This is a genomic window from Entomohabitans teleogrylli (genome assembly GCF_001484765.1).
Classification (GTDB): Bacteria; Pseudomonadota; Gammaproteobacteria; order Enterobacterales; family Enterobacteriaceae; genus Entomohabitans; species Entomohabitans teleogrylli.
The window spans coordinates 1-22623 of sequence record NZ_LLXO01000014.1 but is presented as its reverse complement, the minus strand read 5'-3'; the positions used below and the strand labels follow the sequence as shown (position 1 = coordinate 22623).

The 22623-nt window shown below is 49.1% G+C and carries 37 protein-coding genes; 10 read left to right on the top strand and 27 right to left on the bottom strand.

Going from position 1 to position 22623, the window contains the following annotated elements:
- Positions 1-6: 6 nt before the first annotated feature.
- From AQ981_RS16610 to AQ981_RS16570, 10 genes are all read right to left on the bottom strand, one after another.
- A complete protein-coding gene (locus tag AQ981_RS16610; RefSeq protein WP_058912865.1) occupies positions 7-441 on the bottom strand; it encodes a gp53 minor capsid family protein in 435 nt (144 codons plus the stop codon).
- A complete protein-coding gene (locus AQ981_RS16605) occupies positions 441-1709 on the bottom strand; it encodes a hypothetical protein (RefSeq protein ID WP_058912864.1) in 1269 nt (422 codons plus the stop codon). The genes AQ981_RS16610 and AQ981_RS16605 overlap by 1 nt, the downstream gene beginning before the upstream one ends.
- A gap of 2 nt (positions 1710-1711) precedes the next feature.
- The gene (locus AQ981_RS16600) at positions 1712-2635 is read right to left on the bottom strand and encodes a phage minor head protein (RefSeq protein ID WP_058912863.1); all 924 of its coding nucleotides are present in this window, start codon (positions 2633-2635) and stop codon (positions 1712-1714) included.
- The gene (locus AQ981_RS16595) at positions 2598-3935 is read right to left on the bottom strand and encodes an anti-CBASS protein Acb1 family protein (RefSeq protein ID WP_058912862.1); all 1338 of its coding nucleotides are present in this window, start codon (positions 3933-3935) and stop codon (positions 2598-2600) included. The genes AQ981_RS16600 and AQ981_RS16595 overlap by 38 nt, the downstream gene beginning before the upstream one ends.
- Positions 3936-3944: 9 nt before the next feature.
- Positions 3945-4178: a hypothetical protein gene (locus tag AQ981_RS27695; RefSeq protein ID WP_154675948.1), complete on the bottom strand. Its 234-nt coding sequence runs from the start codon at positions 4176-4178 to the stop codon at positions 3945-3947.
- 71 nt (positions 4179-4249) lie between these two features.
- On the bottom strand, positions 4250-4570 hold the full coding sequence (locus tag AQ981_RS16590; protein WP_249226330.1) for a hypothetical protein: 321 nt from the start codon (positions 4568-4570) through the stop codon (positions 4250-4252).
- A 1-nt stretch (position 4571) separates the two neighbouring features.
- A complete protein-coding gene (locus tag AQ981_RS16585) occupies positions 4572-4826 on the bottom strand; it encodes a hypothetical protein (RefSeq protein WP_058912860.1) in 255 nt (84 codons plus the stop codon).
- Positions 4827-4919: 93 nt separating this feature from the next.
- Entirely contained in the window at positions 4920-6404 is a 1485-nt protein-coding gene (locus AQ981_RS16580) for a phage terminase large subunit family protein (RefSeq protein ID WP_058912859.1), read from the bottom strand.
- Positions 6391-6951: a terminase small subunit gene (locus AQ981_RS16575; RefSeq protein WP_058912858.1), complete on the bottom strand. Its 561-nt coding sequence runs from the start codon at positions 6949-6951 to the stop codon at positions 6391-6393. Before AQ981_RS16575 ends, AQ981_RS16580 begins: the two co-directional genes overlap by 14 nt.
- 122 nt (positions 6952-7073) lie before the next feature.
- Positions 7074-7406 carry a hypothetical protein gene (locus AQ981_RS16570; RefSeq protein ID WP_058912857.1) on the bottom strand — a complete coding sequence of 111 codons (333 nt, stop codon included), beginning with the start codon at positions 7404-7406 and terminating at the stop codon, positions 7074-7076.
- A gap of 226 nt (positions 7407-7632) precedes the next feature.
- Between AQ981_RS16570 and AQ981_RS16565 the strand changes: the two genes are divergently transcribed.
- Positions 7633-7845, top strand: coding sequence for a hypothetical protein (locus tag AQ981_RS16565; RefSeq protein ID WP_058912856.1), 213 nt, complete (start codon positions 7633-7635; stop codon positions 7843-7845).
- Positions 7842-8222: an Aca2/YdiL-like domain-containing protein gene (locus AQ981_RS16560; protein WP_058912855.1), complete on the top strand. Its 381-nt coding sequence runs from the start codon at positions 7842-7844 to the stop codon at positions 8220-8222. Before AQ981_RS16565 ends, AQ981_RS16560 begins: the two co-directional genes overlap by 4 nt.
- Before the next feature lie 37 nt (positions 8223-8259).
- Here the strand turns inward: AQ981_RS16560 and AQ981_RS27345 are convergent, their stop codons facing one another.
- From AQ981_RS27345 to AQ981_RS27690, 4 genes are all read right to left on the bottom strand, one after another.
- Positions 8260-8718 (bottom strand): lysis protein, encoded by a 459-nt coding sequence (locus tag AQ981_RS27345; protein ID WP_249226329.1) that lies wholly within the window; start codon positions 8716-8718, stop codon positions 8260-8262.
- Positions 8715-9203, bottom strand: coding sequence for a lysozyme (locus tag AQ981_RS16550; protein ID WP_058912854.1), 489 nt, complete (start codon positions 9201-9203; stop codon positions 8715-8717). The genes AQ981_RS27345 and AQ981_RS16550 overlap by 4 nt, the downstream gene beginning before the upstream one ends.
- Positions 9181-9390, bottom strand: coding sequence for a phage holin family protein (locus AQ981_RS16545; RefSeq protein WP_058912853.1), 210 nt, complete (start codon positions 9388-9390; stop codon positions 9181-9183). The genes AQ981_RS16550 and AQ981_RS16545 overlap by 23 nt, the downstream gene beginning before the upstream one ends.
- Before the next feature lie 290 nt (positions 9391-9680).
- Positions 9681-9824: a hypothetical protein gene (locus AQ981_RS27690; protein ID WP_154675947.1), complete on the bottom strand. Its 144-nt coding sequence runs from the start codon at positions 9822-9824 to the stop codon at positions 9681-9683.
- Positions 9825-10055: 231 nt separating this feature from the next.
- Between AQ981_RS27690 and AQ981_RS16540 the strand changes: the two genes are divergently transcribed.
- From AQ981_RS16540 to AQ981_RS27685, 3 genes are read left to right on the top strand one after another with little or no spacing between them, the layout of a single operon-like run.
- On the top strand, positions 10056-11003 hold the full coding sequence (locus AQ981_RS16540; RefSeq protein WP_058912852.1) for a hypothetical protein: 948 nt from the start codon (positions 10056-10058) through the stop codon (positions 11001-11003).
- 39 nt (positions 11004-11042) lie between these two features.
- The gene (locus AQ981_RS16535) at positions 11043-11522 is read left to right on the top strand and encodes a hypothetical protein (protein ID WP_058912851.1); all 480 of its coding nucleotides are present in this window, start codon (positions 11043-11045) and stop codon (positions 11520-11522) included.
- Positions 11515-11661: a hypothetical protein gene (locus AQ981_RS27685; RefSeq protein ID WP_154675946.1), complete on the top strand. Its 147-nt coding sequence runs from the start codon at positions 11515-11517 to the stop codon at positions 11659-11661. Before AQ981_RS16535 ends, AQ981_RS27685 begins: the two co-directional genes overlap by 8 nt.
- Before the next feature lie 14 nt (positions 11662-11675).
- Here the strand turns inward: AQ981_RS27685 and AQ981_RS16530 are convergent, their stop codons facing one another.
- From AQ981_RS16530 to AQ981_RS16485, 13 genes are all read right to left on the bottom strand, one after another.
- Positions 11676-12158, bottom strand: a complete 483-nt coding sequence (locus AQ981_RS16530; RefSeq protein WP_058912850.1) for a hypothetical protein — start codon at positions 12156-12158, stop codon at positions 11676-11678.
- A 198-nt stretch (positions 12159-12356) separates the two neighbouring features.
- On the bottom strand, positions 12357-13046 hold the full coding sequence (locus AQ981_RS16525; RefSeq protein WP_058912849.1) for a bacteriophage antitermination protein Q: 690 nt from the start codon (positions 13044-13046) through the stop codon (positions 12357-12359).
- Positions 13043-13183 carry a YlcG family protein gene (locus tag AQ981_RS27340; protein ID WP_121500680.1) on the bottom strand — a complete coding sequence of 47 codons (141 nt, stop codon included), beginning with the start codon at positions 13181-13183 and terminating at the stop codon, positions 13043-13045. The genes AQ981_RS16525 and AQ981_RS27340 overlap by 4 nt, the downstream gene beginning before the upstream one ends.
- A complete protein-coding gene (locus AQ981_RS16520; RefSeq protein ID WP_058912848.1) occupies positions 13180-13761 on the bottom strand; it encodes a recombination protein NinG in 582 nt (193 codons plus the stop codon). The genes AQ981_RS27340 and AQ981_RS16520 overlap by 4 nt, the downstream gene beginning before the upstream one ends.
- The gene (locus AQ981_RS26185) at positions 13754-13924 is read right to left on the bottom strand and encodes a NinE family protein (protein ID WP_071608919.1); all 171 of its coding nucleotides are present in this window, start codon (positions 13922-13924) and stop codon (positions 13754-13756) included. Before AQ981_RS26185 ends, AQ981_RS16520 begins: the two co-directional genes overlap by 8 nt.
- Positions 13917-14441, bottom strand: coding sequence for an HNH endonuclease signature motif containing protein (locus AQ981_RS16515; protein WP_058912847.1), 525 nt, complete (start codon positions 14439-14441; stop codon positions 13917-13919). The genes AQ981_RS26185 and AQ981_RS16515 overlap by 8 nt, the downstream gene beginning before the upstream one ends.
- Positions 14431-14868 carry a recombination protein NinB gene (locus tag AQ981_RS16510; protein ID WP_058912846.1) on the bottom strand — a complete coding sequence of 146 codons (438 nt, stop codon included), beginning with the start codon at positions 14866-14868 and terminating at the stop codon, positions 14431-14433. Before AQ981_RS16510 ends, AQ981_RS16515 begins: the two co-directional genes overlap by 11 nt.
- A 143-nt stretch (positions 14869-15011) precedes the next feature.
- A complete protein-coding gene (locus AQ981_RS27680) occupies positions 15012-15194 on the bottom strand; it encodes a hypothetical protein (RefSeq protein WP_154675945.1) in 183 nt (60 codons plus the stop codon).
- 399 nt (positions 15195-15593) lie between these two features.
- Positions 15594-16151 carry an antA/AntB antirepressor family protein gene (locus AQ981_RS16505; protein ID WP_058912845.1) on the bottom strand — a complete coding sequence of 186 codons (558 nt, stop codon included), beginning with the start codon at positions 16149-16151 and terminating at the stop codon, positions 15594-15596.
- Between the two features lie 257 nt (positions 16152-16408).
- The gene (locus tag AQ981_RS16500) at positions 16409-17284 is read right to left on the bottom strand and encodes an ATP-binding protein (protein ID WP_058912844.1); all 876 of its coding nucleotides are present in this window, start codon (positions 17282-17284) and stop codon (positions 16409-16411) included.
- Between the two features lie 2 nt (positions 17285-17286).
- Positions 17287-18141 carry a replication protein gene (locus AQ981_RS16495; protein ID WP_058912843.1) on the bottom strand — a complete coding sequence of 285 codons (855 nt, stop codon included), beginning with the start codon at positions 18139-18141 and terminating at the stop codon, positions 17287-17289.
- A 106-nt stretch (positions 18142-18247) separates the two neighbouring features.
- Entirely contained in the window at positions 18248-18697 is a 450-nt protein-coding gene (locus AQ981_RS16490; RefSeq protein ID WP_058912842.1) for a hypothetical protein, read from the bottom strand.
- Complete coding sequence (locus tag AQ981_RS16485; protein ID WP_249226328.1) at positions 18675-18968, bottom strand: helix-turn-helix domain-containing protein; 294 nt, start codon at positions 18966-18968, stop codon at positions 18675-18677. Before AQ981_RS16485 ends, AQ981_RS16490 begins: the two co-directional genes overlap by 23 nt.
- Positions 18969-19043: 75 nt before the next feature.
- Here AQ981_RS16485 and AQ981_RS16480 point away from each other — a divergent pair, with 75 nt between their 5' ends.
- From AQ981_RS16480 to AQ981_RS26180, 5 genes are all read left to right on the top strand, one after another.
- The gene (locus AQ981_RS16480) at positions 19044-19514 is read left to right on the top strand and encodes a helix-turn-helix domain-containing protein (RefSeq protein ID WP_249226327.1); all 471 of its coding nucleotides are present in this window, start codon (positions 19044-19046) and stop codon (positions 19512-19514) included.
- Positions 19515-19949: 435 nt separating this feature from the next.
- Positions 19950-20237, top strand: a complete 288-nt coding sequence (locus AQ981_RS16475; protein ID WP_058912840.1) for a host-nuclease inhibitor Gam family protein — start codon at positions 19950-19952, stop codon at positions 20235-20237.
- Between the two features lie 2 nt (positions 20238-20239).
- Positions 20240-21058 (top strand): PD-(D/E)XK nuclease-like domain-containing protein, encoded by an 819-nt coding sequence (locus AQ981_RS16470; protein ID WP_058912839.1) that lies wholly within the window; start codon positions 20240-20242, stop codon positions 21056-21058.
- Positions 21051-21887, top strand: a complete 837-nt coding sequence (locus tag AQ981_RS16465) for a hypothetical protein (RefSeq protein WP_058912838.1) — start codon at positions 21051-21053, stop codon at positions 21885-21887. The genes AQ981_RS16470 and AQ981_RS16465 overlap by 8 nt, the downstream gene beginning before the upstream one ends.
- Before the next feature lie 273 nt (positions 21888-22160).
- Positions 22161-22406 (top strand): DUF4060 family protein, encoded by a 246-nt coding sequence (locus AQ981_RS26180; RefSeq protein ID WP_071608918.1) that lies wholly within the window; start codon positions 22161-22163, stop codon positions 22404-22406.
- Positions 22407-22623: the final 217 nt, after the last annotated feature.

The following is a 22623-nucleotide window of genomic DNA, read 5'->3' as shown; positions in this document are numbered from 1 at the left end:
TTCTCCTTACGCCGCCGTGCCAACGCGGAATCGCACGCGGATGAAATCGGTCTGACCGGCTGCAATAACAGCGTCATCCTGGCTATACCCGATCACCGAATCTGTATCAGATGATGCGATCGCCCCGCGGCCATTAGAACCAATCTTAATTGGTGTATCCTTGGCGTATGTGCCTGCAGGACACAGCACAGCCAGTTCACGCCCCTCCTCGACATAGTTACCACTGGTTGAATGACCGGAAGGGATAGTGTCAGTGATGCTCAGCCCCTCACTGAACGCAGGATCCAACACATACAGACGGCCAACCAGCGCTGATGCCTGGGTGAACTCATCGCCGTTAATCACAGCAAACGTGCCCGGCAGCAGATCAGTAGCTGCTTTGCGGGTTTCCGTTTTATACAGCGACTTACCATCAATATTCACACGACGATAGCGGGCCATCAGTTAGCACCTCCGAAGTAAACGGATGGATCTGGCGCACCGTTTGCCTCCTGCTGCTGTGCAGAGTTAGCCCCCAGCGGCGCAGACTGACCGATATTTTTGAACATCACATCCAGCGCTTCACCTGACAGCGCGTTAGCAACGATTTCACCGTGTACTTTCGCCACTGCCTCGCGCTTTGTCTTCTCCTCCGCCCGACTGTTGGAGGTCAGTGTTTCGCTGAGTTGCTGCTGATTGGTCTGGATAGCAGAAATACTGTCCTGTAATGGCTTGAGTGCCTTCTCGTTGTTGGCAGCGATTGCCTCACCGACGATAGCGCCGATCTGTTCCAGTTCTTCTTTGGTTAAAGGCATGTCGCCCTCCTGATTTGTCGCAGGCGTATCCTGCTGAGTAAAAAGTGATTTGATTTTGTTACCGATGATGGAGACCCATGACTCCTGCCTGGCAACCGGTGTTCCGGTATCGTCAAACGTGATTTTTCCGCCGTTTGCGGCATACCCATAAACCTGAGCACTGCCACCGTTGCGAACAATGACGGCCTGAGAATCAGTAAAATCAGCAACCCACGCATAATCATCTGAACCTGACGCAAACTTTTCCTGAGCTGCCCTCTCCAGCCTGCGCTCTCGTTCCCGGTATGATTCTCCCACCAGTGCGCCGGCGTTTGCCTGCAACGGAACAGCCTGATCTGCATTTACCATCAGACCGACGCCCTGCTCTGGTGTGGCAGCCCCAACCTCATGCAGCAGAATTGCGTCATGATCCATAGCGTGGATTTTCACAACCCATTGTGCACCAGCGGCTTTCTGCTCCTCGTTCGCCTCCAGTTGCTCGCGGAATACTGCAACACTGGTGTGAATTGGCGGAACATCATCACCACGTTCGATAGCTTTGATTCGCTCCAGTAATTCGCGCCCACCCGCTGACTCCTGAGCTCTGTTTACGTCGAGCCATTTCTCCAGATAGACACGATTACCGGCCTTTTTGACGTTGCGATTCCACGCGCCGATAAACCCAACATTCAGGCCCTCAGGTGAAAACGCAGAAACAAACTGACCGTTAACCGTGGGGTGACCTAACGGCGCCAGAGTGCCTTCCAGCCCCCGGTAATGAGCATCTATTTCAGACTCCGTATACAGTTCGTTATTCATGATGACATTGGCCGGCAACGTGTAGCTCGGTATAACAATATGCTCCCGCCCGTTGTGAACCTCCCGGCGGATAGACTGGTTATTCACCCTGGTGGTGACGTTGACCTGCATTGGCATAATTAATCCTCAGCCCATTCATAACCGCGGGCCCTGATTGTGTTGAATGTTTTTCTCGCCCTCTCGATAACTTTTTCGTCGAGAGGCTTCCCGTCATCATCGACCAGCACACTTATCTGACTGCATTTACAGTTGATAGCGTTAGCTCCGGTTGAGTACCACTCCCTGACATCATCAGTGGTGTACAGATGTGCATGGCGTGCGGCGTGTGTTGCCCTCGTCGTAGGGCTTAACGCTGAGATATGCATGAGTCTGCTTTTAATCCCGTACTGCTCTGTAGCGTCGTCAGACTCATCCCAGCGAGCACGCCGTAGTGCGGTGGTGATCTCTGTTCTGGCGATGCGGTTTGCTCTGCGTGACTCAATACCGGTTTGCTCGGTCAGTCGTTTTGCGATATCCCGTGGAGCCTGCCCTCTACCCAGTCCGTCTGTCAGGATCCTTGCCATGTTTGCCTTCACATCAGCACTTAGCCCCCTCATTTCCTCAAAGAGACGGGCCCGTAACAATGCCATCCGCTTCCGGAAAGGCGCGCTGATGAGGATTGTCTGAAGGTTTTGCTGGCCCGCGGCATATACCGCAGATTGCCGGGAGAGATTGGCAAATTCCTGTGCTGTACCTCGCTGATATGCCGTGCTGACGTAATCAGACCAGAACCAGTTATTTTCAGTGCTTCCGTAGAGTAATTCGTCAACATTGAGCGAGGCGTTATTCAGCAGCATTGTTAGAAGGGTTACATCAAGATCGAACGCGTAACGCTGGTTTACTGCAGGTGATGCCGGAATGCGCTCCAGAATATCGATGTAAACTTTTCTGATCCGTTTCATGCGTTCCGCGAATGCTTTCATGGCTCCGCGTTCCAGACGATCTACACCAGTCGGATCTTTAGGATTACCCGGGAGGACTGGCGATTTCGGCTTCTTCTTCATCGTCTTCACCTAACGGCTCTGGCTCACCCTCATAGCCAGCCGCTGTACGAATTTCTGCGCTACTGAACGGCTGCTCTCCAGCGGCCAGCATCGTTGCGTTTATCTGTGCCATTCTGTAAGCACCGTCCAGTTTTTCTGCTGCCGTCTGGGCGTTGAGGTCATCCCAGATGACTGTTTTTTGCTGGACATCATCAATAATCCCCAGCCCGACCAGCTTGTTGCAGAAATCCTCTATCTCGAACGAGAGATCTGCCCGATATGACTGACTGCGGGAATTGAAATATTTCTGGTCTTCCGTGCTGGCACGCTCACCCTGTTGATTACCAATGATGATTCTGGACGGGATATCAACAGCCGCGCAGGCAGTCTGCAGGTTGACGTTATAGGTTGGCGATGGATCCGCGACCTCAGTAACCATCGGAGTAACAGTTGCACCCTGGGTAATCAGCAGCACATCGTTACCCTGATTTATCTCCCTGGCGGCCTCGTTATATTTCTCCTGCAACTCACTAACACTGACGCCATACATCGCAGCAATGTTTTTGAAATCAATGCCGTCAGAAAAGTTGATATTCATCTGACGAGAGGCATTCTTCAGGAAAGACTCTCCAGAACCACCCTCAACCTTCTCCAGACTGACAAAGGCGTTATATGCAGGTTCAAGAAACCCGATAGCATCATCAGAATAATCACCCAGGATAAATACCCTGCCAGGATGAACATCAACTCTACGCGCCGATCCATTTGCCAGTTGCTCTGTGTATTCCCACATTTTCGGTTGGCCATAGGTCCGGGAGTTAATGCCCGTATCCCACTCCTTAACCTTGATTGCCCCAGCCCATACAGAGGTGACCTTCTCCAGAGCTCGCCCTCTTGTTGGCTCGGTATTCCACCCTCTGTTGTCCTTAATATGCAGGAGAATGGCAGAATATCGACCCACCAGCCGGCGCAGATCAGCATCAGAGAACACACGCCATAATCGGTTAGTAAATACGGTTTTTGTTCGCTGTTCCCACGCCGTAACTGCGTCAGATTCGTTCTTCTTCTCGCCCTCGATAATCTCAGGGTTTGTTTTCCAGACGTTGCCAGTCAGCTTATTTACCGCGCCGTTAGCGATCCCGTTTCGCCGGTAAAGTTTATACAGGTCAAAAAAATCGAGAGTTTCCTTGAATCCGTACTCACACCATGCAGTAGAGCGTTTCGCGTCAATACCCATGCTGTGATTGAGTAGTCCAGAACGCGCACGCGCTATACTGTCATTCAATGCATGGTTGACGGCCAGAGTGAGGTTTTTATTCATTCTGGGTCCTCACCAGGTAGTGGATGGTTTTCTATAACGGTTAGCAGTGTGGGTTGCCTTCTCGCCTTCAGCGTTAACAACTTCGACTTCGATGGTGGCTTTGGTGATTGCTCCACATTCAGAATGCGCAATCACAGAAATGAGGCCATTAATTGGCCTGCCATCCATCGTGCATACTCCGATACTGCCATTTTCCTCATATAGCCGCAGCCCGTTGTTAAATGCTGGCATTGATGCACTCATCTGAACCTCATTGCTGTATTTCAGGCAATAAAAAAGGCCGCCGTGGCGACCTTAATTCGTAACTTTAACTACTAAATAATTCTGTATTTAAGCGTAAGCGTTATCCGGTTCGATGCACTAGAACCTGGAAGTGCTGTTTGTTCAAAGGGATATATTTCACACAGAATATCTTCACCGTACATGAGTTGCTTAATGCTGCCAGCCATTCGCAACGAGCATTTCTTGGCATTTTCATCGTTAAACTCACCAAATCTTTTAGCAATGGCGGAGCGATAAACGTTTTCTTCTTCATGCTGTAACTGTGAAATGGCCTGAATACGTTTTTCATTCAGAATATCAACAGAGACGTCATTTTCCGCACCTCTAAGATTAACGGTGAGGGAATTTTTCATCTCAGCCTCGCCCATCTTGCAAGTCGTGCAGGATTGTTATGGCCTGAACTGCGCGAAATATTGCAGTACGGTATGCAATCTTATTTCCAAGCTCGTCACCTGGCAGCTCTTCATGCACATACTCCAAGTGGCATTCACTTACCGGATATCCAACGCTTGCAAATCGCTTACCTGAAGCGCTGTTTTCAGATGGTTTAACATGCAAACCGTACTTCACGATAAGCTCAAAGGAATCGCTGTTTTCATTGATGCTCATGTACAACCTCGCCTTAGTTGCTCGTCAGGTTATCAGTGGCAGGCGGTGACGATGCCGCTTTTCGGGAGCTACCCTAGCCACTTATTACTCAGTTTAACGACCTTGCAGGCGTTTTGGAATCATCATTCCCATCGGCTGAGTGCCGCCGAGTTCAGTGAGCGCATAAACTGCCGCATCGAGACGGTCGGGAGATTTCTTTGCCGTGGTCGGTATATATTCCATTAGCTGGTTTTCAAGCACATAGAGATTGCCGTGGTGGGCCACCCGACCCTGTTCATACAGCGCCGATATTGGCTCAGCGCGAGCGTACTTTCCTTTGCTGGCGTGCACGCGAATTATTCTCCCCTCAAAATCAGCGTTGCGGAGCGTCTCCTCCGCCATGTCACCGCCCTGGTTGGTTTCGATAACAATTGCGTCTGCTTCATGTTGCTCGTAAGCCCGGATGGCCCTCTTCGCCCATCCGGCAGGGGAATACTTACCGCTGTAATCGCCATCAACAGAGAACTGTTTTTTATCACCGGCACCGTATGAACTGGCAGCAACAATCCCTGTTTCATCGCTTTCATCACTGTTTGTTGCTTGCGGGTCAATAGCTACGACTGTGCGAACTTTGTCGTGATGAATCTGCAGATCGCGAGCCGCACTTATCATTACCTCAGTCCACAGCGCGCCCTCAGCATTAAACCGTCGAGGCTTCTGCATATACTGAGCTTCGGCGGTGCGCCTGTGCGAGAACAGCGATACGCGGTGCGATTCGTTATGCTTGAACGGCCATAGCCAGCCATCATGCAGCCCATGGTCGATGGGTATGGCGTGGGTGTTTTCGGGATATTGCGCAGCGTATGACTGGCTGTTGTCGATGATCACCGGCAGGTTCAGGTGATGCCATTTCTCACCACTCCCTCCACGCAGCAAATAGCCACTCAGGTCGTGGTAGTGAATACGCTGCATGATGACAATCATCGGCGTCGTTTCGACCGCCAGTCGTGATTTTATTGTCTCGTTAAAACGGTTATTCACGCCATCACGGACGATCTCGGAATATGCATCGTCAGGTTTAACCGGGTCATCGATAATCAACGCCCCCTGCCAGCCTGGCTCCATGTGCCCGGCACGAAATCCGGTAACCTGTCCAGCAGCTGACGACGCGTAAACGCCGCCGCCGTGCTCAGTCCACCACATAGCCTTACTATCTGCGTCATCACGTAGCGTCATAGGCCACATGGACTGGTACGCCTGCGACTTAATCATGCCGCGCGCCGTGGAGGAGTTCAGCAATGCCAGATTATGCGAATAGGACAGGTGCATGAAGCGGGCCCGGCAGTTTAGCGCCAGTCCGCGACCCATCATGTTAATGGTTGCCAGTTCCGTTTTCGTGTAACCCGGCGGGACGTTAATGATCAGGCGTTGTATCTCACCATCAATGACGCGATCCAGTGTTTTCTGAATCACCCTGTGGTGCGGCGCGACAATCATCTTTCCGCCAGTGCGCTGTTTGAAGAAGTAGCGAGCATAATAGAGCCCGTCTTCTTCGCACTCAATCTTACGGGCATAAGCCTTTTGCTCAGCAGTCGTCATCCTCCAGCATCTCCCGCCGCGCTGCTTTGTATTCTTCTTTTGTCATAGTTGCCATTTCGATGGGGCCACCGTTCTTGCCGGTGTGTTCGTGGGTTGCCTGCTCTTTGAATGCCATCACGTCAATGTGTTTGCCGAGCAATTCAATGTTTTTGACCTTATCAGGCCACTTAATTTTTTTTAGCAGCGCTGCAGTGTTGCCTTCTGATGCCATTTCCACGACCTCCAGACCTGATAGAGTCGTGCGCCATACTTTTGGCCATTCCACTACCGGCTTTAGCTCCCCGGTAGAGTTAAGGATGTCGAGAACGTCCATCTGGTCTATCTCAACGAGACGATTAAGGACGTATGTTGCATTTATGCCAACCAGATCATTGCGTTGCGATTTCAGTTCGGCGATTCTGGACTTGATATCAGGTTTTGACATGTTTTCGGACGCAGTGCGATTGGCTGTCTTTTCGCTGTACCCCGCCCGAATAGCCGCTTGCGTGGCGTTTAAATCGATGAGGTACTCGCGACAAAACATTTCTTGCTTGTCTGTGAGCGCCATAACAGAACATTCCTCTGGTTAAATAAATATAACACTCGGTAAAACCGAGACACCTCTGATTGAAATCAGATCGTTTATCCTGAAAATAGCCAAAGTAAGCAAAAAAACCAGCATAAAATAAATCACCGTTTTCCTTCGGTTCGCCTTTTCGCTTGCTTCCTGAGCACCTTCTTCATCCCGTGTTCGGTAGGTATGTGCTCCGGCTTGTCATCTATCCAGATATCCGGTGACCAGCCGAGGCGCAGACAGACCTCGGCTTTTTGCCTGTGATCGGTGAATATCACCTCAATCCCCAGCATGGCAGCAATCTGCAGGATATCGTCGTACCGGTTGTCAGGATGGCGATATGTGACAATTTTCACCTCATGACCAGCAGAGCGAGCATCAGCGATAAACCGTGAGAACAGACCTATAGCCATACTTAACGTACAGTCATAATCAATGGCTATTTTCATAATCGCCTCAGAATAAAAAAGCCACCAGCGGCCATTACGTTAGAAGGGGACGCGGCAGGTGCCGCTGGTATGCTTTGGCATTGCCTTAAACTCTCTTAGAGAAAGTTCTTGGCAATGCCTGATGGCATTTTTTGATAAATAAAAACATTGATTCCTAAATTTAGGAATGTTATAGTGTTTCCATGGTAAGGGGATTGGCCCCGACCAATAGCCAGAGGGCTTTAAAATGATGTTACGTCGCAAAAATAAAACTGCTGGTCACGCTAATGCTGTTATTGAAAACGGCGTTATTAACAAATCACTGATGATGAAACGCGCGTGGTCAATGGCTCGCCAGTTGGCGGGAAAGAAAAATGGCTGGGGTGAAGCGCTTTCTCTCCGCGACTGGTTTGCTCAGGCTCTGCGCGAGATATGGGCTGAGGTAAAGGCAGCACGATGAAACGAGAAAAACTTATCGCGGCCGGTGAGGCCGCTTTCGGAAAACGCTGGCAGACTGACATGGCTGCAGCTCTGTCAGTCAGTGACCGTACAATCCGGAACTGGGTATCAGGAAAATATCAGATCCCCGACCTGGTTTCCGCCGATATAACTGTCATGCTAAAAAACCGCAAAAAAAACATAGACGAGGCGCTAACTATGATCAAAGAAACATATCTCATGAACCCGGCTACAGGCTCCGTTGATACAGAAGAAAACTGGCTCGCAGAAATGCCGGAGTGGGAAGTAAACGCCAGCGGGGAGACACCAGAGCAACAGTTTGGTTCACTGATAGAGGTAGAAAAAGACAGCGCCGGAGAGTGGGTTGTAGTCGAATAGCATTATCGGCGGCTCTCGTAAAAGCCGCCTGTAATGCCTACCAGCATTGCTCTCTGATAAAATCCTGTAAATATTTTATTTTTTGTCGGTCGCTGATAATTCCGGCCCGGATATCGAGAATGTTTTGTCCAGCAGTTCCAGTGAGTTCGACGCTGGCAGCATTGCCCACGCTGCTGGCGCTGGCAGTTGCTGGCGAGGGACATTTACCGCTGACGAGCACCCAACCACCAGCGGCAACCCTGCGCCGCAAATCATCATTTTCAGCATTCGCACGCTGTAATTCCTCCGTATGTTGTGCATCCAGCACTGAGGCTTGTTGCTGTCGTGCTGTCATGTTTGCAATTGTGGCCGTAGCCTGCTGGAGTTGAAGATCTGCGGCGTCTGCCCGCTGGCGTTCGATCTGATATTTTTCGTAATAATGACTGGCAGACCAGATAATCCCGCCGATCAGCGTCGCAGCCAGGGAGATTAACATCACCTGATAGCGCAGTTTCATGGTGCCTCCATCAGACAGATATCTCGCTCTATCTCCCTGCGGTTGATCAGGCCCTGCCATTTTTTACCACCGGCATACACCCAGCGACGCAACTCATCACAGGCCCCGACACGGTCACCTGAATTCAGTTTTTTCAGCAGCGTGGATCCTGCAACAGCACCGGTACCAACGTTATATGCAAATGAATAAAGCGCGGCCCGGGTGGTTTCCGGTATTTCGGCTTTAATGAGGGGGTCTAATTGCCTGGCCACCGCAGCCAGATCGTCATGAAAAATGGCGTCACATTCAGGATCTGTGTATCGTTTTCCGGGGATGATGTCCTTCCCTGTGTGTCCGTCACAGACTGTTAGAACTCCTGCGACATCGCGATACGGAACGTACACTCTCCCCTCTAAACTATCCGGACCACTCAACAGCACAGTGGCAATCGCAACAGCACCGGCGCCGATAACGGCGGCGACTTTACTTCTGAGTGTTTTCAGCATTTTGCCCTCCGTTGCCTTTGCGTAACTCGTAGTCCTTGCGTTTGTAGTATGAATTAACCAGGAACGTCCCCAGCGTGCAGGCGATACCTACAATAATTGCCCAGTCGTTCAGCGTAATTGCGCCCAGCATGGTGGTGAACGATCCCCAGCCATATGAGGCGCCTGTTGTATATTTATCCATTCTCATAACCCACCCCACCATCCGGGGATTTATTCATGTTGAATAGTTGTTAAATGAACAAATCCATGCCAGGGTTATTTCGTCTGATCAGACGGGTGGGCCTTGGTTTTGTTCGTGACTCGAATCACGGGCAGAATGGCCGCCAGCTGTTCCACCAGCCAGGCGGTCGCCCATTTTCACGATTACTCTTTATTTAACGCTCCCGGCCGTATCCGCTGCAGTTATAAACAATTGATAGTGTCCGGCTTTTAGCGCGGGAGCGTTAAATAAAAAACCCCGCCGTGGCGGGGAATTAATCAATCCAGTTCTTCTTTGGTTTTTAATTCTAAAATCCAGATTTTCTTATGTTTATCGTACCATTTAACCGCCACCAGAACACGCGCACCATCTCTGACCTCTCCCAGTAAATGCAGTTTACGACCGTCTTTACTCGCCACCATATTGATTGCCCTCACCTTACGCATTCGACACGCTGGGCCGCAGAATATCTGGTCTGCACGACCTGGTGCATACCATCGCCCGCATACAGAGCATAAGTACAGCAGCGTGCCGCACGCGCGGCAAGGTCGCCTCACAGCAATGTTCTTCGTATCCATAACATTTGTTTAACGTTATTGATGAATGGGAAGCCGGAGACGAAAATTCTTATGTCTGACGACAGGAGGCTGACAATGGCTGAAGAAGACGTCGGTGAAGTTGACGACATCATTGCTAAGGATGTCGAGTTACATCACCACAAAGTTAAGCATAAACACAAGCACAAGCACAAACACGAGGACTCACATATGGAACAGCCGGTAAATGTTTTCACCACCCAACCCTACGGTTACGGCGGCGGTTACGGTGGCTGCGGCGATGGGTTTGGCGGCGGTGGTCTGCTCGGCGGTATCCTGGCTGCGTCTCTGTTCCGCGGCGGATGGGGCGGTGGCTGGGGCGGCGGCGCCGCTGCTGCCGGTATCACTGCTGCGGAAATCGCCGCTCTGAATAACAACAACAACAATTGTTGCTGCCAGACCCGCTGCTGCACAGTTGATGATGTCATGGACGTTCAGCAGTTAAGCGACCTGGGCGATATCAAGGCCGCTGTCCCGCTTGCAGAGGCAAATCTTCAACTGGCGCTGGCACAGGCTCAGGATTCACTGACCACCCAGACGCTGGAGCAGACCATCGCTCTGCAACAGGGGCAAACAGCAATTCAGCTGGCACAGGCTAATACCATGTTCCAGCTGAGCCAGCAGTTGAGTGAAACCCGGTACGATCTGGCTACCGCTACTCACAACGAGGGCGAGAAGACGCGCGCTCTGATTACTAACAACCAGATCCTGGAACTGAACCGCATCGCTGCTGAGCGTCAGGACGAAATCATCGAACTGCGTAATGAACGCAGCCGAGATCGTGATCGTCACGGGCTGGAAATCAACATGATCAACAACCAGAACCAGACAGCTGTGCAGTTCCAACAGCAGGCTCAGGCTCAGGCGCTGTTTTTCGACCGATTCCAGCGTGAGCTGTACGATATCGGGCAACTGGCTAAAGCCACCAATGCTCAGATCAACATTGGTAGCGGTACGCTCACTGGCGCGAGCCAGACTGCGAACCCCATCAACACCAAAATCTGATAATCAGGCCCCCTCGGGGGCCTTACTTCAGGAGCCAGAATGTTTAACAACCAGTTTCAGACACCGTACATGCAGCAACTCGAAAACATGAGAAATCAACTCAATTTCATGGCACAGCAACCGCAAATGACCTATCCCAACCCGGCCCAGTACCAGCAGCCATACCAGAATCAGTATCAACAGCCATTTATGCAGCCTCAGCAGGCCCCACAGCAGCAAATGCCACAGCCTGTTCCGAACATCCAGCAGCTCATTCAGCAGGAGGTTCAGCGGCAGTTGTCGTTACAACAGCAACCACAGCCGGCAGTAATTAATCAGACACCAGCGCCGGCGCAGCCAGCACACCCGGCAGTCGCCGTACTGAACTCCATCGGCGGCCAGATGACCGTTAACGATCAACAGTGGCTCAGCGCTAACCTGAACGGATTGCCTGGATTTTTCGCAACTCAGGACGGAAAGGAGGTTATTCAGCTCGCATTATCTGGCTTTAAAAAACACATGGGGATCGCCGATGAGTGATTTTCCAGCGCTTCCTGGAGCACCTCCGGATGACTATGATGAAAACGATGTTATTGACCTGCGACGGCTGGAGCAGGATTTTAATTCAATTTTCTGTGTAGAACGCGGCAGGGAAGATGATGCAGAAACCCCGCCGTGAGGCGGGATTGTCGTTTAATCAAGACGGCGATCATTGAATGAACGGAATACAACGTCCTTCATAGCTGTACACACCTCAAAATATGAGTCTGTATCATCATGACATGCAACAATGATGCTGCCAGGAACGCCGCCTACAGAAACATGCAGCATTTTCTCCTCATACCACATACCAATGCTAACGAGGTAATATTCTCCTGCATGTAGCCCATCATCACTCACCACAGTACTTATCATGAATTTCAGGCGTCGCTCTTCGTCAAGAGAAAATCCACTCACTGAACAGGGAGCAAATTTACCATTCATGAGGTAACCTGACTCAACATATGGCCTCCCTCGCCCGTCAGAACAAAACCATTCCGCTTTGGGTAAAGATAAAGAGTCACGATATGCGACCATCAGCTTTGCTGCATCCCCCCTGAGCGTCGCCTCACGAAAAGCTATCTTCTTGTCAAGCTCGTTTTTTTTATTCTTGATATCCTGAAATGTAATGCTCATTGCCGTCTCCTTGTGTGATAAATCACGAATAAGCATACGCCACCTCAGACAATTCATTATGCGATTTGGAGCTGAAAAATCTGAATCAATTCAGATCGCTATGAAACAAAAAGCCCCGGTGTTAAACCGAGGCTCTTATTAATCGTCGTCACTTAAAGCTCTGGCGACAATATCAAAATTTATTAAAATATATCTGCTTCACTTCAGTTTTGCAACTCCGCAATGAAAATTAATCGCTTTTTGTTGTGATCTGGCCCGAGAAACCGCCAATAATGCTTCGGCGTCCATTTTTCGATATATGCCCTTCATTGATTCCCAGTGCCCAGAAAAAGTTTCTGACCAGTTTGACGGCTTTACATCAACAAGTTCTGCCAGTTTCTGTAATTCATAAACATCCAGTCCAGCCAGTTCCATTTTTGTATCCTGAGCGGCGAGCCAGATTAATTTTTCTAGCCTTTCCATTGTTTTTTTTGTGACTTTTTTTTCACCGATACGGGATTTAAATTCCTGCCACCCCCAGCGGGTAATGGATATCTGGTGCTCAAATTTAATATTTTCACTGTAATTCCACAGCAACCAGGACTTCAGGTGATTCTCGAGAGAGATAACAGCTCTGCGCCATGATGATGATGAGTACTCAATCGGCTGAACAAGGGCTATCGACGTCCCCTTAGGGCAGGATTGTTTGCCAGGTATAGGTGGGTTACATGGGTTTACAAGCCGGCCCGTCTGTGGATGGATAATTTTTTTTCTGGTACGACTGCGTGCCGTTGGAGTGAACGTGGCGTTCTCAGCAAACGCCACCAGTTGCCCTTTTGTTGTTCCGCTCAGATCAGCGGTTGCCACGATGAGCTGTTGTCGAACAAACTCAAGATACTGTGTATTCATTTCGTGGCCTCTGCTCTTTGGATTAACCTGGCTGCGTTACGGATGATTCGGTAATCCGTCATAACCGATCCTGAAAAACGATAAAGGCGGAGGCGTTGCCAGTGTGCTTTAAGCGCTGCTATGGTTTCGGTAGTCATGCCGCCCCCCCGGTTTTTACGAGCTGACGCCTCAGGGCGCTGTAATGCCTCCTGATTTTTTCCAGTTCTTCGATGGTGTATCGGTGTGGGGAATTGTTGTTTTCCAGCGCTTCAACACGCTCATGCCCTATTTTTCGTATCAGCCAAATACGATATTGCTGCTGGTTACCTGACATCTGCACGTTGCAGTGATGGCACTGCTTGTTAATGTTGTCCTCGTTGTAGCGCAGGTGAGATGCTTTACCGCGTGAGCGGTAATGACCGGCTTCCCACTGCACCGTATCGAACGTGCCGCAGCTGATGCACGACAGATCGTGGTCACGCTCGCGGATATAGTCGTTAACGACCCGCTGAGTTAAATCCTCCCAGTGTCGAAGAGGTTTCACCGCTGCTTTGCGCTTGCGCCAGGCTGCGCGCTCTTTCTTCTCTTTCGCATTGGCCTGCTTATCGCGCTTCTTCTCCAGTTCCTGCATGGCAAATTCAGCGCCATGCTCAGGGCAGCACCAACGATGGTTTTCGAATGCTGGGGTGAATTTTGCCCGGCAGATTTTGCACCGGCGCTGAGTACGTTTAAGCATGTGGCCTCCTTGCTCTCAGGCGTAGCCACTTCTTATCGACCAAGCGAACGGTATAGTCTTTCAGGGTCGGGATATCTGACGGTTTAACTTCGACTTTGCGCTTGCGACGCGCCGGTACGCGGAATATGCCGCGCTCAATGACTTTGGCGAGTGGGCTATGCATTTCGTTCACCCCACTGCTTACTGCTTAATATTTGTTTAGGGCTGAACGTATGAAACTCATGCTTTGCTTTCAGGCGAGCTTCAACTGCATCTTCAAATGTGGAAAATGTTCCAAGATGGAATGTGCGACCTTTAAAGGTGATATGCGCCTTCCATTTTTTTGATTTTTCGCAGAAATAAACCCCCGCCACTCCACTTTTGTTATCTTTCCTTGGGGCAACATTCTGTTGGTTTTCATGGTCAGTACATTTACGGAGATTTTCCGGCCTAATGTTAAGCGGGTCCCTATCGATGTGATCAATATCGTGCTCTGGCCACTCGCCATATTTGATCAACCAGACAAGTCGATGAGCAAGATAAAGCGTCCCATCAATACGGATCTGCCTATACCCTTTACTATCAACTCCGCCAGCTACACATCCCTTCTGCGCTTTCCCTCCACGGTTTAATTTCCAAACAAAAACACCGTTTTTTTCATCAAAGGAAAGAAGTTGGTCAACTCGGACTTTACTGATCATTCTCACCCCCAAAACGGACAGCCCATTCGCGAGCACATGCAGACTCATCACTGAACTGCACATTACGTTCTGCTCCAAAGGCATGAATCAGGGTTATCAAGTCACGCATCTCACTGACGCGCATTTTGCTGGTTGACTGACCGAGCACAACAAATCCGCCGTCTATTCCAGGAACGGTCTGTTGCCCTTTTAGACTGGCGCTAAAAATATGTTTCCAACTTTCTGAGTTGAGTTTTTTTCCGTACCAGACAACTTGCTCTGAAACATCATTGAGACAAGACCAAAGCATTCTGTTTTGAGCAAGAGAGCGGGTCATCTCGCGGATATCCAGAACCAATGGGCGTTTTGCATCGACCGGCAATGCCCTGATGCAATCAATGGCGTTCTGCCGGATGTGTTCGTTGATGAGGTGGAATTGTTGTTTCATGCCGCCACCACGCAGGATGACAGACGCATAAAATCACCGGCGCGATTACACGTCAGTGATTGGGGAAAACTGCAGATTGTATGCGCCATCGGTATCTCTCCGGTGACGCGACAGGTGCCAGTTGTTCAGGCCGGCACTGATTATTATAAATCAGTTTCAGGAACAGGCAAGGGAGTCAGGCGCTCAATGCACTGAAAATGAGCCTCAGGCGTAATTAAAATTGCCGCATCCGGCAGTGATAGTGCCGTAAACTCGCCTTTTCCGTCAGAATAAACCTCATAGCGTCCCGGCACTCCTATAATTAACAGTAACTCTTTGCATTTCATAGATAAATCACCCGAACAAAAATTATTTTATGAAGATTTAGCGCACAGCCATCCAGGCGAAAAGGAAAATATTTTTTCCGCGTTGGTTACTGGATTGGCTAAAATTAACACTAGCGCAACATTAGATACTCAGCAATAAAATTAATATTATTTTAATTTTTCTTGATCCAAATCAATATTGCGTTAATAAAAAACATATTTACAATTATAAACTGTTGTTGTCATTATATTTTAATCCATTAAAAATCATATAGATAAAATACATTTGGTTTAAATTAATCTTGCTTTTTCAATTGATAGATTTTTTAGATCAAAACCAATTGTTTTGATCGTTATTTACGATCAATTGGAGTAAAGGGCTACCTATTGATAGCCCATAGCGATTGTGATTTACGAATTTCAGTTAAACGATAATTTCATTAGCTGCGGGATTGTCAGGCTGTTTAATTCATAACGGTTAATAACTAAATATCCATGCCGGCGCAGCATCTGGATATGGTCAGACATGGAGATCACGATGTGATCGTCAGTGAGATGCATCGTTCCCACCGTCACACCGTTCAGTTGGTAGCAAAGTATGCGATTGTCCCATTGTCGAGACTTCGATGGTGAACTGCTCTGTTCTCTGAGTCGTTTTTCGCACTCGATGAAATAGCTACGTATCTGCCGCCCCTTCTCGTTGCGCTCTACCATTGCCAGCTCTTTGGCTGTATCCAGAGTGAGGTGATAGTCTTTGCGGTTGTAGCCACCTCTACTACTTTTTAAGTGCTTTCCAGTTTTGGAAAGCAAAATATAATCATGATTCTCTATGAATCCATATTCCGCTATGCGGCTGGTAATCCATGCTGCAAAAACCTTTCCCACACCTAGAAAAGCGTGTAGATCTCGGGCGTTGCAAAGCGTGGTGGTTTCGTTAGATATTGTGCCGTTAAATACGGGGATGAGCTGGGTTTTCATGGGATTTACCTTTTGTCTGGTTAATCACCACTACTGATGCCAATCAGTGGCGGTGAGACATGCAGGGTTGGCATAACCGGAGGTAAAGAACCGGCGCACCTTTCGGCGCCCCCACATGCCCCACCATTGAGATGCGACTATGCTTAACGCATAAAAAAACCGCTGGCGCGGTTATGCGCTTTACCTTTCCAGGATGCCAATCCCGGCGCCGGATTTTGCCGACGCCTTAGGAATATATCCCCGGGAGATTGGCTGTGTCAATTGGCTGCCTCGCTTTTACCTGGCTGAGAAGAGCGATAACTTCCCCACGTGAACGCCAGCGTGCAACCTCCGCCGTCGTTCATGCGGTCTATCACCCTTTCACCGATGAATGCCGCCAGATCCTCTTTGCTCTGATTGCTAATTAAAATTGTTGGCCGCATACGCTCGTACCTGGTATTGATTACCTCAAACATGATTAATTTTTCTGCCTCGGTACCAAACTGGACACCGACCTCATCGATGATCAGCAGGTCGGGACGTGTGAAATGTCGAATGACATCATCCTCCGTCCTGGCGGAGTTTTTCGACCAGGTGGATTTAAATTCCCGGGCAATTTTCAGCGCTGTAGTGAACACTACCGGGCTCTGATACTGAGTTATCACCTGTCTGGCAATAGCCAGTGCCAAATGGTTTTTACCGGTACCGGGCTTGCCACACATAACAAGTCCGCCACCATTCTGCAGACGCTGAGGCCATTTCGATGCGTATGCCTGGCAAACCCTGAGCGCGCGTTTTGCGTCTGCGTTGACTGGCTCATAGTTTTCCAGCGTACAGTCTGAAAATCGCTCAGGAACGTTCAGCTCAGCCAGCAACCTGTCAGTTGTGTTTTTTCGTACCAGTTCCTCGCGATTTATTTTTTCTGCCTGCAGCCCTATCAGCTCCTCACGGATACAACCCGGACACCGTGAGGGAATCACCGGCAGCCGTATCGGCGCCTGGGCCGTGGATATGCGCCTGCGCTGTTCATATTCGCCATGCTCCGGGCAAATCTCACGACTGATAACCACCTCCGAGTGCTCGATAATCTGTGGAGGGCTGGCCAGCTCAATGAGTTTTTTTTCCAGAGCAGAAATTCGTTCGTCGAGATTCATGATCACTCCTCCATCCAGGACGGAATTTCAGTCTGACCATAGTTTTTTTCAGCAAATCCCTCAGGCGCAGGCCTGCGCTTTGCGGCCGGTGGAGTTGATCGGCCAAATTTTGCGGCGTTACGCAGCCAGGTATTCAGTGCCAGGGACCAGTCCCTGAACGTCGAGCCCTTGGACTGGTGATAATCGGCGAATGCTTCCATCTCGCCACGCAGATCGACCCCAAGATTTTCTGCCAGTGTTCGGTTTCCGTCTGTCGGAGTGAATCCAACGGGAAACTGCGTTGCCCGTTTCACTGGTTTTTTCTTCGCAGACTCCAGGGGGACTATAGGGGGTATATTTATATTGTCTTTATTGTCTTTTGTAATAGTGTCTTTTGTGTGTCCCTGTTTTGGTGACAGGTCTGTCACTGTTTTGGTGACAATTTTTGTCACTATGGTGGGGACAGTGTCACTATCGTGGTGACTGTAACTATCGTGGTGACACTTTGGCCCGCTTTTTACTGGTGGAATATTCCACTCATTGAGATTTTTATTCGGGCCAATTAACCCCCCCTCAGTGATGAGCACACGCATACCTATCAGCTCATTTTTTACAGCGTTAACCTTCTGTCTTGGCAGTCTGGTTAACTGGGCGATCTGGGCATCTGCAATGCGATCCATCCTCTTGTTAAATCCATACGTTTTCCGGCAAACCGCATGTGCCACTTTCGCCTGATTTCGCGTCAGATTGGCTCCAATCAGCTCTTCATAGAGTTCGTTTGCCAGACGAGTAAAACCGTCGTCTGTATCAGCCACTCGCTGCTCCTTCCAGGCAGGTTCAGGCCCGGGGAATTTGATAACCTTTGCAGCATTTGTCATAATGCACCCTGTATGTTGTCATGGTGATAATTCATGCAATACCAGAAATCCGTGTCTTCGCCCGACGCGGATTTTTTATTTGATAAAATCATGCTTCCTCCGGTCACTACATAACCGCCATTTGTTCGACGATCGGATACAGTGCCTGCAAACTTTCAATCAGTTTGTTCAGCTGAGACATGGCAGACGGGCAGCGGACCGTGATTGCTGACATCGTCTGACCGTATGCCTCCATGACTCTGGCCATTGACAGTTCTGGTGCGTCTGGTTGCTCCAGCTCCATGCGCTGGCGCGTTGGTATCGTCTCCAGAGCAACATCCCGAAGGTCTTCGGCCATCGCGCGATAATTGCAACCCGACAGCCCCTGCCAGATTCTCCTGACGCGCTGCACAGCGTTTCTGATGCCGTCCTCAGTATCTGGCGCCGGCAGCAGATCACCGCCCCGCTTCTCCTGATATTTTGCAGCCATGTCCACGCCCACGCTTTTCCAGCCAAATCTCTGTGCGCGCTGCTGAATTACATCTGCTATCTGCTCAACTGTCGGTGTGATTTTCATGTGTCAGCCTCAATTTCCATTTGTTGATAACATCCTCTGGAATTCCACTGGTTGGGTTGAGATGGATGTCGGGCCGCAATTCATACGGAGTGACAACCCAGCCGCCCATCTCACATAGCTTTGTGACACGGGTATCAGGGACCTTATTGCGAGCAATCCAGTTAGCGACCGACTGGACAGATTTAAGATCGAACATACGGGTGACGTAAGAGAGCGTCCCTACGGACTTAACTGCTTTTTCCGTGATGTTCTTGTAAGGCGTAGTGATCATTGCGTTCTCCTTGGTTGGTTGAACACAGAATACTACACAAAGTAGAAAAAGCAACTATTTAAAATAGAAATGACTATGTTGAACTACTCGCTTAATCTTCTACATATGGTAGAAGACAAGAAAAGACATCAGGACTTTGCTGACCGGCTAAATGCCGTACTTAAAGAAAAAGGCTATTCTGTCAATGATTTAAGTTCAGCTATCAAAGTCACATACGAGATGGCCCGCCGCTATACTATGGGTACGGCGAAGCCTCGCACCGAAAAAATGCAAAAGATTGCCACATGGCTTGGGGTTACCACCTCATGGCTTGACTACGGCGAGCACACAGTTCAGGAGGATACAGCTGAATACGCAACATCCCCAACAGAACAACTCCCAGCAATCACCAGCCAGGAAGAAAAATTTCCTGGATTGAGTGAAGATGAGATCCGATTACTGCTACTTTTCAGGAAATTTCCTGACATAGAAGCCCGCAACATGCTTTCCGCTTTCGAAATGCGATACAAAGAGTTGAAAGAATACTACACAAAATACTCTCGCTAACCACTCAAACAAAAAATCCGGCCTTTGTGCCGGTTTTTTTTCGTTCTTTTTCTACTAAATACACAATAAAAACAACAAAATACAATTTATTGTAGCTCAAACCCTTCTATTTTCTACTTTTAGTGTTGACTAATCTACTTTGTGTAGTATTCTAAGTTCATCGAAGCAACAGCAACAAGCTGGCGCGACAGGAAAACGTTCCGCTACCCGGCGTAAAGGGATACCAGAGGAGATGCAGGATGAGAGATTTCATGATGAAACCACCACAGCAGCAGGCAATTCCCCTTTCGCTGTTCTGGGTGATGGTTCGCCGCCTCTGCTACGTTCTGGCTCAGAAAGGCAACCCTGATTTAATCTGACAGCAAATTACCAGATCTAATTAATTATGCCGATAGCGGCAGGGATTTTTACACTCAGAATTCAGGGGTGATCGATATGCAGACTTATATTATGCATGACCGGGCAGAACAGTTACGCTGTGATGAGAACTGTGCACAAATAGCAATTGAGAAAATGGAATCAGACCTGGCTGATTTCTATGAGAGCGAACTCAAATATCACCACCTTGCAGCAATGATCAGAAATACACATGCAGATCACGCTGCAATAAACTCTCTAATGGATGATGTTGATTATCAGGATTTGGCCTCTGAGTTCATGCGTATCACAGCAGAAATGCTGGCAAAGAAACAATGTGAATATGAATATTCGGTGAGGGAATGATAATGAAACAGGGAATTTATCACGGAATATCAAATGATGAATATCATGGTGGTCCGGGGATAAGCAAGTCTCAACTGGATGATATTGCAATAAGCCCTGCTATTTATCAGTGGCGAAAACTTGCTCCAGTAGATAATGAAAAAACGAAATCTCTGGATATGGGAACCGCGCTTCACTGCTTATTACTTGAACCTGATGAATTTGATAAACGATTCATTGTGGCGCCTGAATTTAATCGCAGAACTAATTCAGGAAAAGCTGAAGAGGCTGAATTTATTCTTCAGTGTGTTGGTTTAAAAATGACGGTAATGAGCTCAGATGAGGGCAGGAAATTAAAACTGATGCGCGAAAGCGTCTTTGCTCACCCCGGCGCCAGGTGGTTGCTGGAACAGGAGGGAGATAGCGAGGCATCAATTTACTGGACAGACCCGGAAACCGGAGAACTATGCAGATCCAGACCAGACAGGATGCTGAGAAATCACCATTTCATAGTTGATGTGAAGAAAGTTGCGGATATGCAGAGATTTTCGCGTCATATCGAAGAGTTTCGGTATCACGTCCAGGAGGCCATGTACTGCGATGGTTACAAAATTATCAATGGCGTGGCGCCAAGATTTGCGTTTCTCGCAGTGAGTGAAAGCATTGATTGCGGTCGTTATCCGGTGAGGCTCTTTGTGCTTGATGATGATGATCATGATGCAGGATACCGGATTTATCGCCGTGACCTGCAAACATTCCACCAGGCAAAAATCAGTAATGAGTGGGGCCTGGGATTTGAAATGATACAGCGCCCTGCGTGGGCAAGGAATCGTGATGAATAACTCAGTAGCCAATCCGTTTGGTGCCCCGGCAACCCAGGCAGCAGGATCTGCAATGGTCGCTGTTGAACAGCAGCGAGCAATTCAGGAAGTTCAGGCGGCGATGGTTATCGCCAAAAAATTTCCGCGAGATCCTATATGTGCGATGGATAAAATTCTGCAGGCCTGCACAAGACCAACCCTCGCAGAGGGCGCGCTGTATTCGTATTCTCGCGGCGGCGCAGAAGTAACCGGCCCCAGCATTCGCCTTGCCGAGGCGCTGGCCCAGAACTGGGGGAATATCCAGTTTGGAATCAGAGAGCTGGAGCAGAAATCAGGTGAGTCTACTGTCGAAGCGTTTGCGTGGGACATAGAGACAAATACCCGGCAGGTTAAGACGTTTGCTGTACCGCATTTTCGCTACACCAGAAACGGAAAGAAAAAACTTGACGATCCGCGCGATATTTACGAGATGGTTGCCAATCAGGGGTCTCGTCGTCTGCGCGCCTGCATTCTCGGCGTTATCCCCGGCGATGTCATAGAAGCCGCAGTACGGCAATGTGAAATCACGCTGACCAGTACAGCAGATACATCTCCTGAATCGATCAAGAAAATGGTTGACGTGTTCCGCAGCGAATTCGGTGTGACATCAGAACAGATACAGAAACGCATTCAGTGCCGCGTTGAGGCAATGAGGCCGGCGCAGATGATTCAGATGAAGAAAATTTACGCCAGCCTGCGCGATGCTATGTCCACTCCTGATGACTGGTTTGAAAAAGCAGAGCCAGCAACAACAAAGGCCGACGACATGAACAGCATGGCCAAAGATAACAATTCAGGGGCTAAGTCATGAGCCGGAAATACACCATTATCTACGCAATTGAGGTTGTTAATTGTGACTCCGGAAGAACTGAATGCTCTGCGCTCAATAGCCAGAAAAGCCAAGGCGGAAATAGACCATGCGTGGAGTCAACCGGAAATAACCAGCAAATCACAGCGTGACGCAGCGGCAAGAAAGATATTACTGAGATACGAAAATAAATACGCCCCGCGATTTACCCTGCCGTGGATATCGTGGGGAATCGGACTAATAACAGGCCGGGTCAAATATGACTAAGGATATTATATGAGACTGATTAACCGCAGCAGGAAATCACCAACTGAAAGAGCGGCATGTGAGGCAGCTCTGACAGAGCATCACATGAGATTCGGTGAGTACGGCATACAGGGCAAAAGAACAAATTACACCGTAAAAGTTAATGGCAAAAAAATATTTGTTGAGGTTGTCAACGGCGAGTCAAGCTATATCGCTACAGCAATGACCGGTGCAAGAAGATTAACCGATTTACCTGGCAGGGTGTCGCCATGGTGAATTCAAATATTGTCGTATGGGGTTTCGTTATCACATTCTGCGCAATTTTCTGGGGATTAATCGCATTTATTTTATTCGCATTTTGGAGCTAACAATGAACACATCTGATTTAGCTAAAATTTTAGACGAGCACAGAGTCTGGATAGAGTCATCACGCGAATGCGGATCCAGAGCCAACCTGTGCGATGCCGACCTGCGCGATGCCAACCTGTGCGAT

Excerpts from the sequence above, each read along its gene's own strand:
- AQ981_RS16465 (WP_058912838.1), top strand. The coding sequence starts at position 21,051 with ATGAATAACTCAGTAGCCAATCCGTTTGGTGCCCCGGCAACCCAGGCA.
- AQ981_RS27340 (WP_121500680.1), bottom strand. The coding sequence starts at position 13,183 with ATGACTACCGAAACCATAGCAGCGCTTAAAGCACACTGGCAACGCCTC.
- AQ981_RS16515 (WP_058912847.1), bottom strand. The coding sequence starts at position 14,441 with ATGATCAGTAAAGTCCGAGTTGACCAACTTCTTTCCTTTGATGAAAAA.
- AQ981_RS16595 (WP_058912862.1), bottom strand. The coding sequence starts at position 3,935 with ATGAATAAAAACCTCACTCTGGCCGTCAACCATGCATTGAATGACAGT.
- AQ981_RS16570 (WP_058912857.1), bottom strand. The coding sequence starts at position 7,406 with ATGAAAATAGCCATTGATTATGACTGTACGTTAAGTATGGCTATAGGT.
- AQ981_RS16485 (WP_249226328.1), bottom strand. The coding sequence starts at position 18,968 with ATGATCACTACGCCTTACAAGAACATCACGGAAAAAGCAGTTAAGTCC.
- AQ981_RS27345 (WP_249226329.1), bottom strand. The coding sequence starts at position 8,718 with ATGAAACTGCGCTATCAGGTGATGTTAATCTCCCTGGCTGCGACGCTG.
- AQ981_RS16610 (WP_058912865.1), bottom strand. The coding sequence starts at position 441 with ATGGCCCGCTATCGTCGTGTGAATATTGATGGTAAGTCGCTGTATAAA.
- AQ981_RS26180 (WP_071608918.1), top strand. The coding sequence starts at position 22,161 with ATGAGACTGATTAACCGCAGCAGGAAATCACCAACTGAAAGAGCGGCA.
- AQ981_RS16535 (WP_058912851.1), top strand. The coding sequence starts at position 11,043 with ATGTTTAACAACCAGTTTCAGACACCGTACATGCAGCAACTCGAAAAC.
- AQ981_RS16480 (WP_249226327.1), top strand. The coding sequence starts at position 19,044 with ATGTTGAACTACTCGCTTAATCTTCTACATATGGTAGAAGACAAGAAA.
- AQ981_RS27695 (WP_154675948.1), bottom strand. The coding sequence starts at position 4,178 with ATGAGTGCATCAATGCCAGCATTTAACAACGGGCTGCGGCTATATGAG.
- AQ981_RS27690 (WP_154675947.1), bottom strand. The coding sequence starts at position 9,824 with ATGGTGGCGAGTAAAGACGGTCGTAAACTGCATTTACTGGGAGAGGTC.
- AQ981_RS16475 (WP_058912840.1), top strand. The coding sequence starts at position 19,950 with ATGCAGACTTATATTATGCATGACCGGGCAGAACAGTTACGCTGTGAT.
- AQ981_RS16590 (WP_249226330.1), bottom strand. The coding sequence starts at position 4,570 with ATGAAAAATTCCCTCACCGTTAATCTTAGAGGTGCGGAAAATGACGTC.
- AQ981_RS16490 (WP_058912842.1), bottom strand. The coding sequence starts at position 18,697 with ATGAAAATCACACCGACAGTTGAGCAGATAGCAGATGTAATTCAGCAG.
- AQ981_RS27680 (WP_154675945.1), bottom strand. The coding sequence starts at position 15,194 with ATGAAATGCAAAGAGTTACTGTTAATTATAGGAGTGCCGGGACGCTAT.
- AQ981_RS27685 (WP_154675946.1), top strand. The coding sequence starts at position 11,515 with ATGAGTGATTTTCCAGCGCTTCCTGGAGCACCTCCGGATGACTATGAT.
- AQ981_RS16600 (WP_058912863.1), bottom strand. The coding sequence starts at position 2,635 with ATGAAGAAGAAGCCGAAATCGCCAGTCCTCCCGGGTAATCCTAAAGAT.
- AQ981_RS26185 (WP_071608919.1), bottom strand. The coding sequence starts at position 13,924 with ATGCATAGCCCACTCGCCAAAGTCATTGAGCGCGGCATATTCCGCGTA.
- AQ981_RS16505 (WP_058912845.1), bottom strand. The coding sequence starts at position 16,151 with ATGAAAACCCAGCTCATCCCCGTATTTAACGGCACAATATCTAACGAA.
- AQ981_RS16585 (WP_058912860.1), bottom strand. The coding sequence starts at position 4,826 with ATGAGCATCAATGAAAACAGCGATTCCTTTGAGCTTATCGTGAAGTAC.
- AQ981_RS16565 (WP_058912856.1), top strand. The coding sequence starts at position 7,633 with ATGATGTTACGTCGCAAAAATAAAACTGCTGGTCACGCTAATGCTGTT.
- AQ981_RS16575 (WP_058912858.1), bottom strand. The coding sequence starts at position 6,951 with ATGGCGCTCACAGACAAGCAAGAAATGTTTTGTCGCGAGTACCTCATC.
- AQ981_RS16560 (WP_058912855.1), top strand. The coding sequence starts at position 7,842 with ATGAAACGAGAAAAACTTATCGCGGCCGGTGAGGCCGCTTTCGGAAAA.
- AQ981_RS16470 (WP_058912839.1), top strand. The coding sequence starts at position 20,240 with ATGAAACAGGGAATTTATCACGGAATATCAAATGATGAATATCATGGT.
- AQ981_RS16540 (WP_058912852.1), top strand. The coding sequence starts at position 10,056 with ATGGCTGAAGAAGACGTCGGTGAAGTTGACGACATCATTGCTAAGGAT.
- AQ981_RS16550 (WP_058912854.1), bottom strand. The coding sequence starts at position 9,203 with ATGCTGAAAACACTCAGAAGTAAAGTCGCCGCCGTTATCGGCGCCGGT.
- AQ981_RS16530 (WP_058912850.1), bottom strand. The coding sequence starts at position 12,158 with ATGAGCATTACATTTCAGGATATCAAGAATAAAAAAAACGAGCTTGAC.
- AQ981_RS16495 (WP_058912843.1), bottom strand. The coding sequence starts at position 18,141 with ATGACAAATGCTGCAAAGGTTATCAAATTCCCCGGGCCTGAACCTGCC.
- AQ981_RS16580 (WP_058912859.1), bottom strand. The coding sequence starts at position 6,404 with ATGACGACTGCTGAGCAAAAGGCTTATGCCCGTAAGATTGAGTGCGAA.
- AQ981_RS16545 (WP_058912853.1), bottom strand. The coding sequence starts at position 9,390 with ATGAGAATGGATAAATATACAACAGGCGCCTCATATGGCTGGGGATCG.
- AQ981_RS16520 (WP_058912848.1), bottom strand. The coding sequence starts at position 13,761 with ATGCTTAAACGTACTCAGCGCCGGTGCAAAATCTGCCGGGCAAAATTC.
- AQ981_RS16510 (WP_058912846.1), bottom strand. The coding sequence starts at position 14,868 with ATGAAACAACAATTCCACCTCATCAACGAACACATCCGGCAGAACGCC.
- AQ981_RS16525 (WP_058912849.1), bottom strand. The coding sequence starts at position 13,046 with ATGAATACACAGTATCTTGAGTTTGTTCGACAACAGCTCATCGTGGCA.
- AQ981_RS16605 (WP_058912864.1), bottom strand. The coding sequence starts at position 1,709 with ATGCCAATGCAGGTCAACGTCACCACCAGGGTGAATAACCAGTCTATC.
- AQ981_RS16500 (WP_058912844.1), bottom strand. The coding sequence starts at position 17,284 with ATGAATCTCGACGAACGAATTTCTGCTCTGGAAAAAAAACTCATTGAG.